Consider the following 12,764-nt stretch of genomic DNA (forward strand, 5'->3'; position numbering starts at 1 on the left):
GGCCCGCCGTCGTCGTTCCTGCCGCTGCTGTCCGCGGCGGCGCGGGCGATCGCACCGAAGGCGCGGGCCATGCCCGGCAGGGTCAGGGCATACAGGGGAGTGCCGCAGCCGTCGGTGCTGAGGGCGTGGGGTTCTTCGCCGGTGAGCTCTGTGACGGTCGTGGCCACGAGCCGCTGCAGCGGGTGCGAGGGATCCAGGTAGCCCTTGACCGGCCAGCCGTTGATGGCGCAGGTGGCGGCCATGGCGGCATGCTTGCCAGAGCAGTTCTGGGTGAGCTGGGTGGAACGGCCCCCGTTGCGCAGCCACTCCTCCCGTTCGCCCGGGCCGTAGGGGAGGTCCCTGCTGTTCTCGAAATCGCTGACACTGAGTCCGTGCAGTTCCAGGATCCGCAGGGCTCCCTGGCGGTGCTTTGCGCTGCCGGAGTGGCTTGCGGCAGCCAGGGCGAGGAGCTCAGCGGGAAGTTCGAGCCCGGCCCGGACCATGGCCACGGCCTGCAGCGGCTTGAGCGAGGAGCGGGGGTAGAACGGTGCCAGCGGATCACCTGCGGTGGCCACTGTGGTGCCGTCAGCGTCCAGGGCAATGGCTGACCCGTAGTGGATGCTCTCCACCATTCCGTCGCGGGTGGCAGCGACCAGGGGTGTGTGCTGCGGGAGGGCGGCAGCACTGAGGGCAGGTGAGAGGGCAGGGGAAAGCATGGATTCCTTGGCTGGGTTGGGGCGGGGCTATTTGTTGAGGATGGAATCGAGGGCCAGGCCCACGGCCTGCAGGTGGTGGGCCATCGCAGCGCGTGCATTCTCGGCGGAGCCTGCCTCGATGGCGGCGAGGATGTCCTGGTGTTCGATGTCCGAGGCGTGCTGCCTGTCCGCCACCATGTTCAGGGTTTCGGACTGGTGGGCCAGGGCGCCGCGGATGTCCGCCACCACGCTGGCGAACACCCTGTTGCCGCTGGCCCGGGCGATGGCTGCATGGAAGCTGGAATCCAGGGCAACCCAGGATTCGGGATCGGTTTCGGTGCGCATGGCGGCCACGAGGTGGCGGAGTGTTTCCAGCTCCCCGTCACTGCGCCGCTCCGCGGCCAGGCCGGCTGCGGGAACCTCGATGTGGGGGCGGGCTTCCGTGAGGTCCCGAGCTGAGTACTGGCCGAGGGAGAGGTCATTGGCCACCTTGTCCGCCACAACGAACGTGCCTTTGCCGGTTTTGGTGACGGTCAGGCCCAGGGCCGTGCAGGAGCGGAGGGCCTCGCGGATCACCGAGCGGCTCACCCCGTACTGCTGGGAAAGCGTGGACTCGGAGCTGAGCTTGCTGCCAACGGGAACGGCACCTGACTCGATGTCCTGCCGGATCGCATTGAAGACCGCTTCGGCGGCACTGAGCCGCGCGAGGGGTGCAGGCTGTCCTGCTGTCCGGCTGTCTGACAGGTTCACGCTTTAAATATGGCAGGCGTCACACGCGGTGTCAATGCGGATCAGCGCAAAAGGGAGGTTGGCGCCGTGACGGCGCCAACCTCCCTGTCCTCCGGGTGGAGGGAAGAAGTCCTCTGCTGATGCTCCAGTGCTAGGAGCGGGGGCTCTCCACCTCGTCAATCTCAGCGCCCAGCTTGTGAAGGTCGCCGCGTTTGCGCTCCGCAAGATAGGCCTTCATCTCGCGCTTGATCACCGGCAGCAACATGTAGACGCCCAGCAGGTTGATGAATGCGCAAATGAACAGGGCAGCATCGGCGAAGTTCAGCACCTGTCCGAACGTCAGGACGGTTCCAACAACGGTGAAGAACAGGAAGACGACCTTGTAGGAAATTTCAGAGGCCTTGCTGCGGCCGAACAGGTACTCCCATGCTTTCAGGCCGTAGTAGGACCAGGTGATCAGGGTGGAGAAGGCGAACAGCGTCACAGCTACGGCCAGGACTACGGGGAACCAGGGCAGGACTGTGGCGAAGGCGTCGGACGTGAGGATGACGCCGTCGGGTGCGCCCTCGCCGGCCTGCACCTGGTCGATGCCTGCCTGCAGGCTCGGTGCACCTGCGATAACAATCGCAAGGGCGGTCATGGTGCAGATGATGACTGTGTCAACGAGGGGTTCAAACATGGCAACGAAGCCTTCACTGACAGGGCGGCGTGTCTTCACGGTTGAGTGCGCGATGGCAGCAGATCCCAATCCTGCCTCATTGGAGAACGCTGCGCGCTGGAAGCCGACAATCATGACGCCCACGAGGCCGCCGGCCATGCCCGACGGGTTGAAGGCGCCGGTAATGATGGCGTTGAACGCGGCCGGCACCTGGCCGATGTTCACGAAGATCACGAAGAGGCAGGCAAGCACGTAGACGGCTGCCATCGCCGGAACGAGTTTGCTGGTGGTGGCGCCGATGGATTTCATCCCGCCGAGGATTACGGCCGCGACCAGCGCCGCGAGGATGAGGCCAAAGATCAGGGCCGCTCCGGCGCTGCCGAGGAAACCTTCGTCACCGCCGGTGACGTTCCGCATCTGGGCGAACGTCTGGTTGGCCTGGAACATGTTTCCACCGGCCACCGCGAAAATGAGGATGGAAACGGCGAAGATTCCGGTGAGGATCTTCACTGGCCATTTGCCGAACTTATGGAAGGCGACGGGCAGGTATTTGAACGGCCCGCCCGTTACCGTGCCGTCCTCATGGATCTGGCGGTACTTGACGCCGAGCGTGCACTCAGCGAATTTCGAAGCCATGCCCAGCAGGCCGGCCAGGATCATCCAGAAGGTGGCGCCGGGTCCGCCAAGTGCCATCGCGGCACCCACACCCGCGATGTTTCCCAGGCCGACAGTGCCGGACAAGGCGGAGGTCAGTGCATGGAAGTGCGGCACTTCGCCGGGATCGTGGTGGGCGGAGTACCGTCCGCGCACCACTTCGTAGGACACCTTGAGGCCGCGGAACTGGATCAGGCCCAGGTAGATGCTGATGATGACACCGGCGGCGATGAGCCAGGCCACCACTGCCGGAAAGCTGACATCGCCAATGGTGATGGGGAAGAAGACGATCGTCGAAAATACCTCAGCGACCGGGCGGAACACCGCGTCGATCGCTTCTTCTACTGATGCGAGCCAGCCGACGTCGTCCGTCACGGCCATAGGAATTGATTGCATTGGTTCCATACTCTTTTCGTTGAGGGCCTGCGTTCTGCCCGCCTCTGTTCCACGACAGCTGTAGATGCTGCCTGACCCCCCGCACGGATGTGAGCTGCGACATATGCGACCCAACTTATGTCAACTGGGCTGAAAACTCGACCTTGGGCTTGCCGTGCTAATTTGCTATGGAACGCGCCTGCGCCGTGACGGGACTGCGCCGGAGGGCACCGGCTTTGGAGGCGCCTGGGATGTCCCTGCTGCGCCATCGGTAGGTTCGTGCCGATTCCCCACTAGTCATTGGTCCTTGGCCGTCATTACACTTGCCATAGGGGTTGAAACGGCACGATCGTACCTAGGGAGGCCCATGTCCCAGAACTTTGCAGCGGCGCTGGCGGGAGAAGTGCGCGCCCGCCGCGCAGTCCTTCGCCTGACCCAGCACGACCTCGCCCAGCTGGCCGGAGTCTCCGAGCGCTTTGTCCGCTTCGTCGAGCAGGGCAAGCCGAGCGTCCAGCTGGATTCCCTGGTCGCCGTCCTAGAAACCCTGGGCCTGGAACTGAAGGTCGCCGCCCGGACCAGCCAGGCGGCCCGCGCGGCCGGGCCGCCGGGTGAGAACAGCGCTGAACAATGAGGCACCGCATCGCGGACATCTACAAAGCGGGTGTCCTTGCAGCACGGCTCGAACGGCAGGACGGCGGTACCCGCTTCAGCTACCTGCCCGCCTACCTCCACACGGGAGGGCCCGCCGTCGCGACTTCCCTGCCGCTCAGTAAGGAACCGGTGCTGTCCGCCGCGGGGGCCGCGCCGCCCTATTTCACCGGGCTGCTGCCTGAGGGCCGCCGGCTTAATGCGCTGCGGCGCTCCATCAAGACCAGCGCCGATGACGACCTGTCCCTGCTCATCGCCGCCGGAGCGAATCCTGTGGGCGACGTGCAGATCGTGGGCCATGGGGAGCCGTTGGACCCGGATGATCATGCGGTCCGGCTCGACCCGAAAAAGCCGGTGGACTTCGACCAGCTGCTGGGGGACCCCGACCTGATTGACCCGGTGGCCCTGGCCGGCGTGCAGGACAAGCTCTCCGCCGGCATGATCTCTGTCCCCGTGACCGGTACCGGGCGGCAGTTCATCCTCAAACTCAACGCGCCCGAATTTCCGCATGTGGTGGAGAACGAGCTGGTGATGTTCCGTTACGCGGCCAAGCTCAGGATCCCGCTGAGCAAGGTCCGGTTGATCCGGGATGTTGCCGGCAGGCCCGGGTTGCTGGTTGAGCGCTTCGACCGCATTCCCAGGGCGGCGGGCCAACCGGGCGGGGTGGAGCGGCTGGCGGTCGAGGACGGGGCGCAGGTGCTGAAGCTTTATCCGGCGGACAAGTACAACGTGGGCTACGGGCAGGTCTGCCATGCGTTGGCGGACCACTGCGCTGCGCCCCTTCCTGCCCTGAGGAACCTTGCCATCCAGGGAGCCTACGCATGGCTTGCCGGCAACGGGGACCTGCACGCCAAGAACGTGTCCATGGTCCAGCAGCCTTCCGGTGAGTGGACCATCGCGCCGGTCTACGACATTCCCTCCACAGTGGTCTACGGCGACAAGACGCTTGCACTGACTATGAACGGCAAACGGACCGGCGTCTCACGCCGTCATTTCCTGGGCTGGGCCACGGAGCTCGGGCTGACTGAGCGCGCGGCCGCCCAGGTGGTAGAGATTGCCCTGAAAGCGGCGGGTCCGCTGCTGGCGGACCTGGAGTCCGGGGCCGCCTTCCGTGGCCTGGGCGGGTCCGGACAAAGGACTGACGACGACGGCGGCTCTCCCTTCCCTGACATGGTCACCAGGGCATGGGTCAAGGAGTTGAAGCACCGGCGGCGGCTGCTTGAGGGCTAAGCCGGTTCAATGGCCGGCGGCCTATCGGCCCTCGTACCACCTGAGGGCCCGCAGTGCGCGGAGGGTGTTCCACCGGCTGGGTTGCCCGTCGCCGTCCTCCAGTGTGAAGTGCACCTTGCCGGGGTGGGTGTTTTCCAGCAGCCATGAGCCTTCCGGCTGCTGCCTCGAGCGGACTGCCTCTGCGGCTTCTCCCAGCCGTTCGTCGGGTGCGCCGCCGGCGGTGCGGAAGTAGTCCAGCCCGCGGAGCACGTCGTAGAACCAGCGGGTGGGGTAGGAGAACTGCAGCCATTCGGGAATGACCTCGGCGCCCGTGCTTTTCCGCCGGTACAGCCTGCGTTCCAGCAGGTATTCTTCGCCGCGGTGCCGGGCCGCCCGTGATGCGCCGGTCCCGCCGGTGGCGTGTTCGTGCTCGAGCAGTCCTTCCAGCACGCAGATGGTGGTGTGGAACGAAGAGCGGACGGATCCCCGTTCTGCTTCGCAGTTCCATCCGCCGTCGGGAAGTTGTTCACCGACCAGCCGTTCCACTACAGCGTCGACGTTCTCTCCGAAGTAGGCGCCCAGCCCCACCACCATGCCGTTGATGCAGGGCTCTGAAATCGCGCAGCAGCAGAAGGGTGTAGGTGGTTGCGGTCCAGGGCTGGCCGTGGGGGTCGTCGTCATGGTCCGGCCAGTAGGTGCCGCCGTCCCATTGTCCGTCCGCTCCCTGCAGCGCAAGGAGGCGTGCGCTCCAGCCGCGGGTGGCTATGAGGTTCCGTTTGGCAAGCACTGCCTCGGGCGGCGCTCCGGTGAGGTCGCGCAGGACCTGCCAGCGGAGGGCTGGATCGGACTCGAGCAGCCAGGCGATGACATCCATGCCTTGGGCGGAATATTAGAGGTGCTGGATCCCTGCCCGTTGCATGGCGTCCTTGTAGATGTCCACGTTCTTGGCCAGGAGCTCTTCCTGCTTCGCTTCCGAGACGGCGAAGGCCCGCCCTCCGAGTGCGGTGGCCTTGTACACCTTGATGCCGCTGTTCTTCAGCGACTGGTGGTAGGTCTTCTCGAAGAGGGTGAGGAAAGTGGAAGCGTCGGTGCCGTGGGCGATGACCGCCGACACCCGGGAGTTGATCTTCAGGAACTGCCGGAAAGGTCGGAGGCCGTCAGTTTTCTCCTGCACGTTCAGGGCGGACGGCATATCCGCGTCGCGGACCCAGGGGTAGGCGTGCCACGGCATCACGTAGCGGGGATCAAGTTCTGCCAACTCGTAGATCTGGGTGGCGCGGCGGGCGGCTTCATCGTCGTTGTAGTGCGAGACAAAGCCGGACACGGTGCCCTTGCCGGGGCTGACCTGCAGGCTGACGATCCGGCACTCATCCTCGTCGTGCACAGGGTCGATATAAGGGACGACAGACCCTGGCTTCTTCTCCATCAGTTCATCGCAAAGCTGGGTGACCTTCGCAATGTTCGGTTCCTGTAGCAGGGCCTTTTTCTCGTCCCAATCAATCGTCACGATTTCTCCCTCAGCAGCAAGGCGTCCAGAATCAGGCGTCTTAGGCCACTCTACGCTTCCACGCTGATGGGTGGGCAGGTGAAGTTCTCTCTCCCTTCTGCTGGACTCTGCTGGAGCCGTCAGGCGTGCTGTTGAATGAGGGAATGCAGTTCACCAGAAAGGGCCTGAAAGCCGAGGGGTTCGCGGGCTTCCGTCCCATCGGGTCGCTCGAGGCCATGCGGATCCCGCAGGGTACAGGCGTCTTCGCCGTCCTGGCGCCGGAAGGGTTCCAGCCCCGCTTCCTGAAGAAGAGCACCGCGGGCGTCTTCAAGAAGAAGGACCCGTCGCTGCCCGGGCCCGCCCTCGCCGCCGAATGGGTGGACGCCGCCGTCGTCCTTTACCTGGGCAAGGCAGGTCCCGGCAGCAAGGGCAACCGCGGCCTCCGGCGGCAGGTCCAGGAGTTCCTGGACTTCGGGCAGGGCAAGCCGCCGGGGCACTGGGACGGCCGGCTGGTCTGGCAGCTCGCGGACGTGGACCAGCTGCTGATCGCCTGGAAGGAACTGCCGCCGGAACACCTCCCCAGGGCAGAAGCGGACTACCACACGGCCTTCGTTGAGGAACACGGAAGGCTCCCGTTTGCCAACCTCGTGAGGGCACGCACAAAGGCGTGAGCCCGCAGCCGGACCTACGCCAGGCCGCCGTTGTACGTAAAACGCCCGGCGACCAGCGTGGCAGCCACCGGCATCGCAGCGAACACGTCGGTCGGCGCTGCAATGGAATCCTCGTCAAGAAGTACCAGGTCGGCAGGATCACCCACGCGCACCCGCGAACGCCCCCGGCTCGAAGCCAGGAGCGCCTGCCGGCGGGTAATGGCTTCCTGGGGATGCCACGGCCCGCGCCCGTCATCGCGGGCCCGCACAGTGGCCGCCGCCATGGCAGCCCAAGGATCGAGCGGGGCCACGGGTGCATCCGAGCCCAGCAGCAGCGATGCCCCGGCGTCGAGCAGGGAACGCAATGGGAAAGCGCGGTCAGTCCGCCCGGGCCAGTTGGTCTCCGCGGCATCGCGATCGTCCAGTGCATGGACGGGCTGGACACTGGCCAGCACGCCCAACGAACCGAAACGCACCAGGTCCTCCCGGCGGACAAACTGGGCGTGCTCGATCCGCCCGCCAATCCCCGCCCGCTCAAAAGCGTCGAGGGCCACCTGGTTGGCCGCATCCCCGATCGCGTGGACGGCGGAAAGAAATCCGGTGTCCCTCGCCCGCTCCAGCAGCGCCAGGAGCTCCTCCGGCTCCACCGTCAGGAGCCCGTGCCCGCCAAAGGGGTAGGGGTCCACGCAATAGGCGGTGCGTGTGTTCAACGCCCCATCAATGAGGACCTTGAGCGGTCCCACCCGCAGCAGCCCCTTGCCGCCGTCGACCTCCTGCCCAGTCCTCATGCCAGCCGCCACGGCGCGCTCAAGGTCGGCAGGGTAAACACCAGCGTCCACGCGGAGGGCATCAAAGCCGCCGGCAATGCGCCGAAGCCACGGGTCCCGGTTCCATGTCATCTCGAAATCCACCACGCCCACCACGCCGCGGGCAGCAGCCGCCTTGGCGGCTCCGGCCACCCAGGCATCCACCACGGCGTCGGGCAGGCGGCCCAGCTCCCGGGTCAGGGCAAAGGCCGGGTCCTCGCGCAGCAGCCCGGAGGCGTCCACCTGAACCGCGTACCGCCTGGCCGCAGCGGTATTGAGCCACACGCTGTGCAGGTCGTGGCTGACCAGTGCGGTGGGCTGGCTGCCGGTTGCCTCATCCAGCAGCGCCAGGGAGGGGGCGTCCGGCCACAGGGCGTCACGGAAGCCGACGCCAACGGCGGTCACCGCCGGATCGGCGCCGGGCATCGAAGAACGTACGACGGCGGCAGCATCCTGGGCGCTGAGGGCACCGGAGAGATCAACGCGGTTCGCATGCAGCGCCCACTGGGTCATGTGGACGTGCTCGTCCCAGAGGCCCGGAATCAGGCAGCGTCCGCCGGCGTCGATGACGCGCGCCGCGCCCGGAGACTCGGCACCTGCGCCGAGCCGGCTTACGCGGCCGTCACTGATGTGCACGCTGTACAGTGCGGCGTCCCCGGGTATCCGAACGTTTGCAAGGACCAGGTCTGTCACGCCGGACCGCGGAGCCGTTCCATCTCGCGGCGGTCCTTCTTGGTGGGCCTGCCGGCGCCCCGGTCGCGCTGCGGCAGGCCAAGCGCGGGGGCGATCGGTCGCGGCGGCGTGTGGTCGGTGAAACAGTGCGAGGCCGGTTCAGCCCCGACGCGCTTATTGATCAGCCGGCGCACCTCGAGGATGCGTTCGTAGCCTGACATCCGAACGGTGACTGTGTCGCCGGTGACCAGCGTCGCGGATGCCTTGGCCGGGCTGCCGTTGAGCCGGATGTGGCCCGCCCGGCAGGCAGCGGTGGCCGCGGAGCGGGTCTTGTAGGCGCGCACAGCCCACAACCACGCGTCGACGCGGACACTGGCGGGGGAGGAAGGAAGGCTGGTCATGGCTGGCACCGAGTATAGCCCGGCCCGGTTTCCCGGCGCCGGACCTGTCGGCGGGTCCACCACCAGCCGGGACGCCCAGCTACTACCCAACCGTCACACTGATGCGCTGCACCACGTTGTTGCCCATCCCCTGGTAGTTCCAGTTCTGCTCCAGGGGCTGGGTGGCACCGGTTGCGTCCGTGGCACGGCAGGAGAGCACGTGCCCGCCCGGGTCCGCAACCCACGGCATGGTCCACTTTCGCCACGCGTACCCGCCCGCAGGCTTGTCGAGCTGGGCCGGCAGCCACGCGCCGTCGATGCCCACCTCCACCGACGTGACGGCACCCCCGCCGGACCATGCCCTGCCCTGCAGCAGCACCGGCCCGGGTTTCAGCATCCGGTTGCGGGTAAGGAAGTCCGGGATGCCCGGCGGAACCATCAGCGAACGCACCCTGATCCGCGAAACCGGCGTGCCGGCGTCGTCCGCTGAGTCCTGGTAGCGGTAGGCGACCTCCTGCTGGAAGCCCTTGAACGGGGTGGTCACCACCTCGATGGATTCGAGCCATTTAACGCTGGCCATGCCGTACCAGCCGGGCACCACCAGCCGCAGCGGGTAGCCGTGCTGGGGCGGCAGTTCGCTGCCGTTCATTGCGTAGGCAAGGACGACGTCGGGACGCAGCGCCTCATGGATCGGCAGGCTGCGCGCGTAGCGGTGGGGGACTCCGCCCTGGACGCCCTCGTCCACCCCGGTGAACACCACTTCGACGGCGTGCGGATGGACGCCCGCCTTTCCCAGGAGGTAGGCCAGCGGCACGCCGGTCCAGTGCGCGGTGCCCACGCCTTCCAGGAGCCATGGCTGGCTGATCGGCCGCGGATCCAGGAGCGACCGTCCGTTCCCGGCACACTCCAGGGTGACGGGCACGGTGATGACGGGGTCCCTGCGGAGGGCGGCCATGGTCAGCTCCATGGCCATGTCCACCGCGCCGCTGATCCGCAGGTGCCACGAGGACTCGTCAATGTCCGGGATGTCGAAGTGGGTCAGGACGTAATGCAGCCCGGGTGGAGTGACGTCCCGGCGGAGGGCCTCCAGCGGCATGGAGTGGTTGCGGGCCCCCAGCTGGAGTTCCTCGCGGGTGATCGGGCCGGTGGTGGGCCCGGCCGTGTGCGCAGCAGGGCTTTCCGCCGCTGCGGCCGGACCGGCGGACTGCTGGTTCGTGTAGGTCTGTTTCATGGTGGTGCCACTCCTGCCGGCCGGCTCGAACGTCCCCTGTCCATAGGTCTACGCCAGCCCCGCAGCCCCGTCAACGCCCCTCCCAATTGGAGTTTTTGTCCAGATATGCAGGGTTGGAGGCCCCGGAAGCCTGCGTATCTGGACAAAAACTCCGGGGGAACTTAGAGGACCGGGCGGGAGAGGAACTCGCGCAGGCTGATGGGGTCCTCGCCGGTGAGCCCATGGACATCCGGTGAAATCCCCGCCATGTCCCCCGCCGCGATGGCGGTATACGTACTTACCCACGCGTCCGCCTGCCAGGGAGGGGCGCCATAGGAGGCCCGCGAAGCGTACGCCTCCTCCACCGTCTCCGGCTGGTAGGTGACGGTGCGGCCCGTGCTCTCCGTGATGATGCCCGCCGCCTGCGCGAATGTAAGTTCCTCCGGGCCGGTCAGGTTGTAGGTGGCGCCCTTGTGGATGGCAGGGTCGCGCAGGACGGCCACCGCACACCGGGCGACGTCCTCGCGGGCCACCCCCGAGAAGGCGCCGGCACCGGCAGGTCCGCGGATCACGCCGTCCTCCCCGGCCAGGAGCGGCAGGAAGTCCAGGTAGACGTTGTCCCGCAGGAACGTGAAGTCCATGCCGGACGCCCGGATGTGCTCCTCGGTGGCGTAATGGTCCCGGGCCAGGGTGAAGGTGGCATCGGGCGCCGCGCCGTAGAAGGACGTGTACACCACATGCTGCACGCCGGCGCCTGCCGCGGCGTCGATGAAGGCGGTGTGCTGCTGCACCCGTTCCTGCGTTTCCGCGGCAGACACCATAAACAGGACTTTCACGCCGTCCAGTGCCTGCCGGGCGGCCGCGGAATCCGCGTAGCTGCACACGGCGGGCGTTGCGCCGTCCAGCTCGGGGGCACGCGCGGCATCGCGGACCAGCAGTCGCTGGGCGGAACCCAGCGCGGCAAGTTCCCGCGCCACCATCCCGCCCAGCCCGCCGGTGGACCCCGTGACGCCGAGGCCGGGGAAGTCAGGCAGTTCGGCTGCGGACGTCACCGGCCCGTCCTAGGCTTCCCGCGCAGCGGGGGACTTGGTCTGGGCAGGGTCCCGCTCCGCCAGCGATCCGATGGCGTCGTCGATCTTCTTCAGGATCTCCGGTTCAAGCTTCACGCCTGCCGCCGCAACACTGTCCGCGATCTGCTCCGGCCGCGAGGCGCCGACGATGGCCGAGGCAACGTTCGGGTTCTGCAGCACCCACGCCACGGCCAGCTGCGGCATGGACAGGCCCGCTTCCTCGGCGATGGGCTTGAGGTCCTGCACGCCGGCCAGGACGTCGTCGCGCATCCAGCGCTCGATCATCTTCGCGCCGCCCTTGTCATCCGTGGCGCGGCTGCCTTCAGGGGCAGGCTGGCCGGGCAGGTACTTGCCGCTGAGCACGCCCTGCGCCATGGGGGACCAGACAATCTGGGACACGCCTAGCTCCTCCGACGCCGGCACGACCTCGGCCTCGATCACCCGCCACAGCATGGAGTACTGAGGCTGGTTGGAGATCAGCTGGAAACCGAGCTCCCTGGACAGCTTGTGCCCCTCCCGGAGCTGGTCTGCCGTCCATTCGCTGACGCCGATGTACAGCGCCTTGCCCTGCCGGACGATGTCCGCAAACGCCTGCATGGTTTCTTCCAGCGGCGTCTCGAAGTCGTAGCGGTGGGCCTGGTAGAGGTCCACGTGGTCCGTCTGCAGCCGCCGCAGCGAGCCGTTGATGGATTCCATGATGTGCTTGCGGGACAGGCCAAGATCGTTCTTGCCCTTGGGGCCGGTGGGTCCATAGACCTTGGTGAAAATTTCCAGGGATTCGCGCCGTTCGTTTTTCAGCGCTGCGCCCAGGACCGTTTCCGCTGCCGTGTTGGCGTAGACGTCAGCTGTGTCGAACGTGCTGATGCCGGCGTCGAGCGCTGCCCGCACGCACTGGGTGGCGACGTCGTTCTCCACCTGCGAGCCGTGCGTCAGCCAGTTGCCGAACGTGATTTCCGAGACTTTGAATCCGCTGTTTCCGAGGTATCTGAATTCCATGGGTTTCACGCTAACCCAGATGGTTGCTCAGGGTAAGGGCTGTCTGCCCTTCGAAGCGGACCCTTTGGAACCCGCTTCCCTGGCTGCCTCCGCCGCGGCCCTGCTGATCTGCGCCGGGCCGGACAGGGACACCAGTGATCCGGTGTCCAGCGGAGCCAGGACGTGGGGGACCTGCGGCTTCTTGAAGGACCGGGGCAGCTCCCGCGAGGGGCGGCTGTTATCCAGAGCGGACTCCACCAGCGGGGCCACTTCCGCGACCTCTTCTGCCGGCACCTGGGGATCGGGCAAATCCCGCACTGAAACCTTGATTTCCGGCGAAGCCGCGCGCGCCTTGGCCGCCCTTGCCCGGGCGTCCGCGTCCGCAACAGCAGTGGCCCAGTCCTCCGCGAGGACCGGCGGCTCGCGGCGGGCGGCGGTCAGCGCGGGGTGGTGTTCGACGGCGGTGCGCAGCGTCGTTTTCATGTGCGCGGGCTGCACGTCGGCAGCAATCCGGTGCAGGACTGTCCGTCTGACACCCCGGATTCTTTCCCGGCTCCCGCTGAGCACA

The 12,764-nt window shown here is 66.9% G+C and carries 12 protein-coding genes and 2 pseudogenes; 3 read left to right on the forward strand and 11 right to left on the reverse strand.

What is annotated here, in order from left to right:
* The 3 genes from ACKAE7_RS18660 to ACKAE7_RS18670 all read right to left on the reverse strand — a co-directional run.
* On the reverse strand, positions 1–695 hold a 695-nt coding region (locus ACKAE7_RS18660; protein WP_408979982.1), incomplete at its 3' end, for an asparaginase.
* Positions 696–722: 27 nt separating this feature from the next.
* Positions 723–1,424, reverse strand: a complete 702-nt coding sequence (locus ACKAE7_RS18665; RefSeq protein ID WP_188810920.1) for a FadR/GntR family transcriptional regulator — start codon at positions 1,422–1,424, stop codon at positions 723–725.
* A 130-nt stretch (positions 1,425–1,554) separates the two neighbouring features.
* A complete protein-coding gene (locus tag ACKAE7_RS18670; protein WP_191036468.1) occupies positions 1,555–3,111 on the reverse strand; it encodes an alanine/glycine:cation symporter family protein in 1,557 nt (518 codons plus the stop codon).
* Between the two features lie 346 nt (positions 3,112–3,457).
* On the opposite strand from ACKAE7_RS18670, the gene ACKAE7_RS18675 reads away from it, so the two are divergent.
* Together ACKAE7_RS18675 and ACKAE7_RS18680 are read left to right on the forward strand one after the other, a co-directional pair.
* Positions 3,458–3,721: a helix-turn-helix transcriptional regulator gene (locus ACKAE7_RS18675; RefSeq protein WP_408979983.1), complete on the forward strand. Its 264-nt coding sequence runs from the start codon at positions 3,458–3,460 to the stop codon at positions 3,719–3,721.
* Positions 3,718–4,968 (forward strand): type II toxin-antitoxin system HipA family toxin, encoded by a 1,251-nt coding sequence (locus tag ACKAE7_RS18680; RefSeq protein ID WP_408979984.1) that lies wholly within the window; start codon positions 3,718–3,720, stop codon positions 4,966–4,968. Before ACKAE7_RS18675 ends, ACKAE7_RS18680 begins: the two co-directional genes overlap by 4 nt.
* Before the next feature lie 21 nt (positions 4,969–4,989).
* On the opposite strand, the pseudogene ACKAE7_RS18685 reads toward ACKAE7_RS18680, so the two are convergent.
* A pseudogene (locus ACKAE7_RS18685) lies at positions 4,990–5,821 on the reverse strand (hypothetical protein).
* Between the two features lie 15 nt (positions 5,822–5,836).
* A complete protein-coding gene (locus ACKAE7_RS18690; protein ID WP_104189932.1) occupies positions 5,837–6,454 on the reverse strand; it encodes a uracil-DNA glycosylase in 618 nt (205 codons plus the stop codon).
* Between the two features lie 143 nt (positions 6,455–6,597).
* Here ACKAE7_RS18690 and ACKAE7_RS18695 point away from each other — a divergent pair, with 143 nt between their 5' ends.
* Complete coding sequence (locus ACKAE7_RS18695) at positions 6,598–7,104, forward strand: hypothetical protein (RefSeq protein ID WP_191036464.1); 507 nt, start codon at positions 6,598–6,600, stop codon at positions 7,102–7,104.
* 14 nt (positions 7,105–7,118) lie between these two features.
* Here the strand turns inward: ACKAE7_RS18695 and ACKAE7_RS18700 are convergent, their stop codons facing one another.
* The 6 genes and pseudogenes from ACKAE7_RS18700 to ACKAE7_RS18725 form a co-directional block, all read right to left on the reverse strand.
* Positions 7,119–8,525 (reverse strand): amidohydrolase, encoded by a 1,407-nt coding sequence (locus ACKAE7_RS18700; RefSeq protein ID WP_408979985.1) that lies wholly within the window; start codon positions 8,523–8,525, stop codon positions 7,119–7,121.
* Positions 8,526–8,578: 53 nt separating this feature from the next.
* Positions 8,579–8,962 (reverse strand): RNA-binding S4 domain-containing protein, encoded by a 384-nt coding sequence (locus ACKAE7_RS18705; RefSeq protein WP_188810934.1) that lies wholly within the window; start codon positions 8,960–8,962, stop codon positions 8,579–8,581.
* A gap of 82 nt (positions 8,963–9,044) precedes the next feature.
* Positions 9,045–10,172: a sulfite oxidase gene (locus tag ACKAE7_RS18710; RefSeq protein ID WP_408979986.1), complete on the reverse strand. Its 1,128-nt coding sequence runs from the start codon at positions 10,170–10,172 to the stop codon at positions 9,045–9,047.
* 161 nt (positions 10,173–10,333) lie between these two features.
* Positions 10,334–11,203, reverse strand: coding sequence for an SDR family oxidoreductase (locus tag ACKAE7_RS18715; RefSeq protein WP_408979987.1), 870 nt, complete (start codon positions 11,201–11,203; stop codon positions 10,334–10,336).
* A gap of 9 nt (positions 11,204–11,212) precedes the next feature.
* Positions 11,213–12,217, reverse strand: coding sequence for an aldo/keto reductase family protein (locus ACKAE7_RS18720; RefSeq protein ID WP_190614571.1), 1,005 nt, complete (start codon positions 12,215–12,217; stop codon positions 11,213–11,215).
* Between the two features lie 27 nt (positions 12,218–12,244).
* Positions 12,245–12,764: pseudogene (locus tag ACKAE7_RS18725) on the reverse strand (hypothetical protein); the annotation flags it as partial.

Source organism: Pseudarthrobacter sp. NKDBFgelt (genome assembly GCF_046097905.1).
Lineage (GTDB): Bacteria > Actinomycetota > Actinomycetes > Actinomycetales > Micrococcaceae > Arthrobacter > Arthrobacter polychromogenes.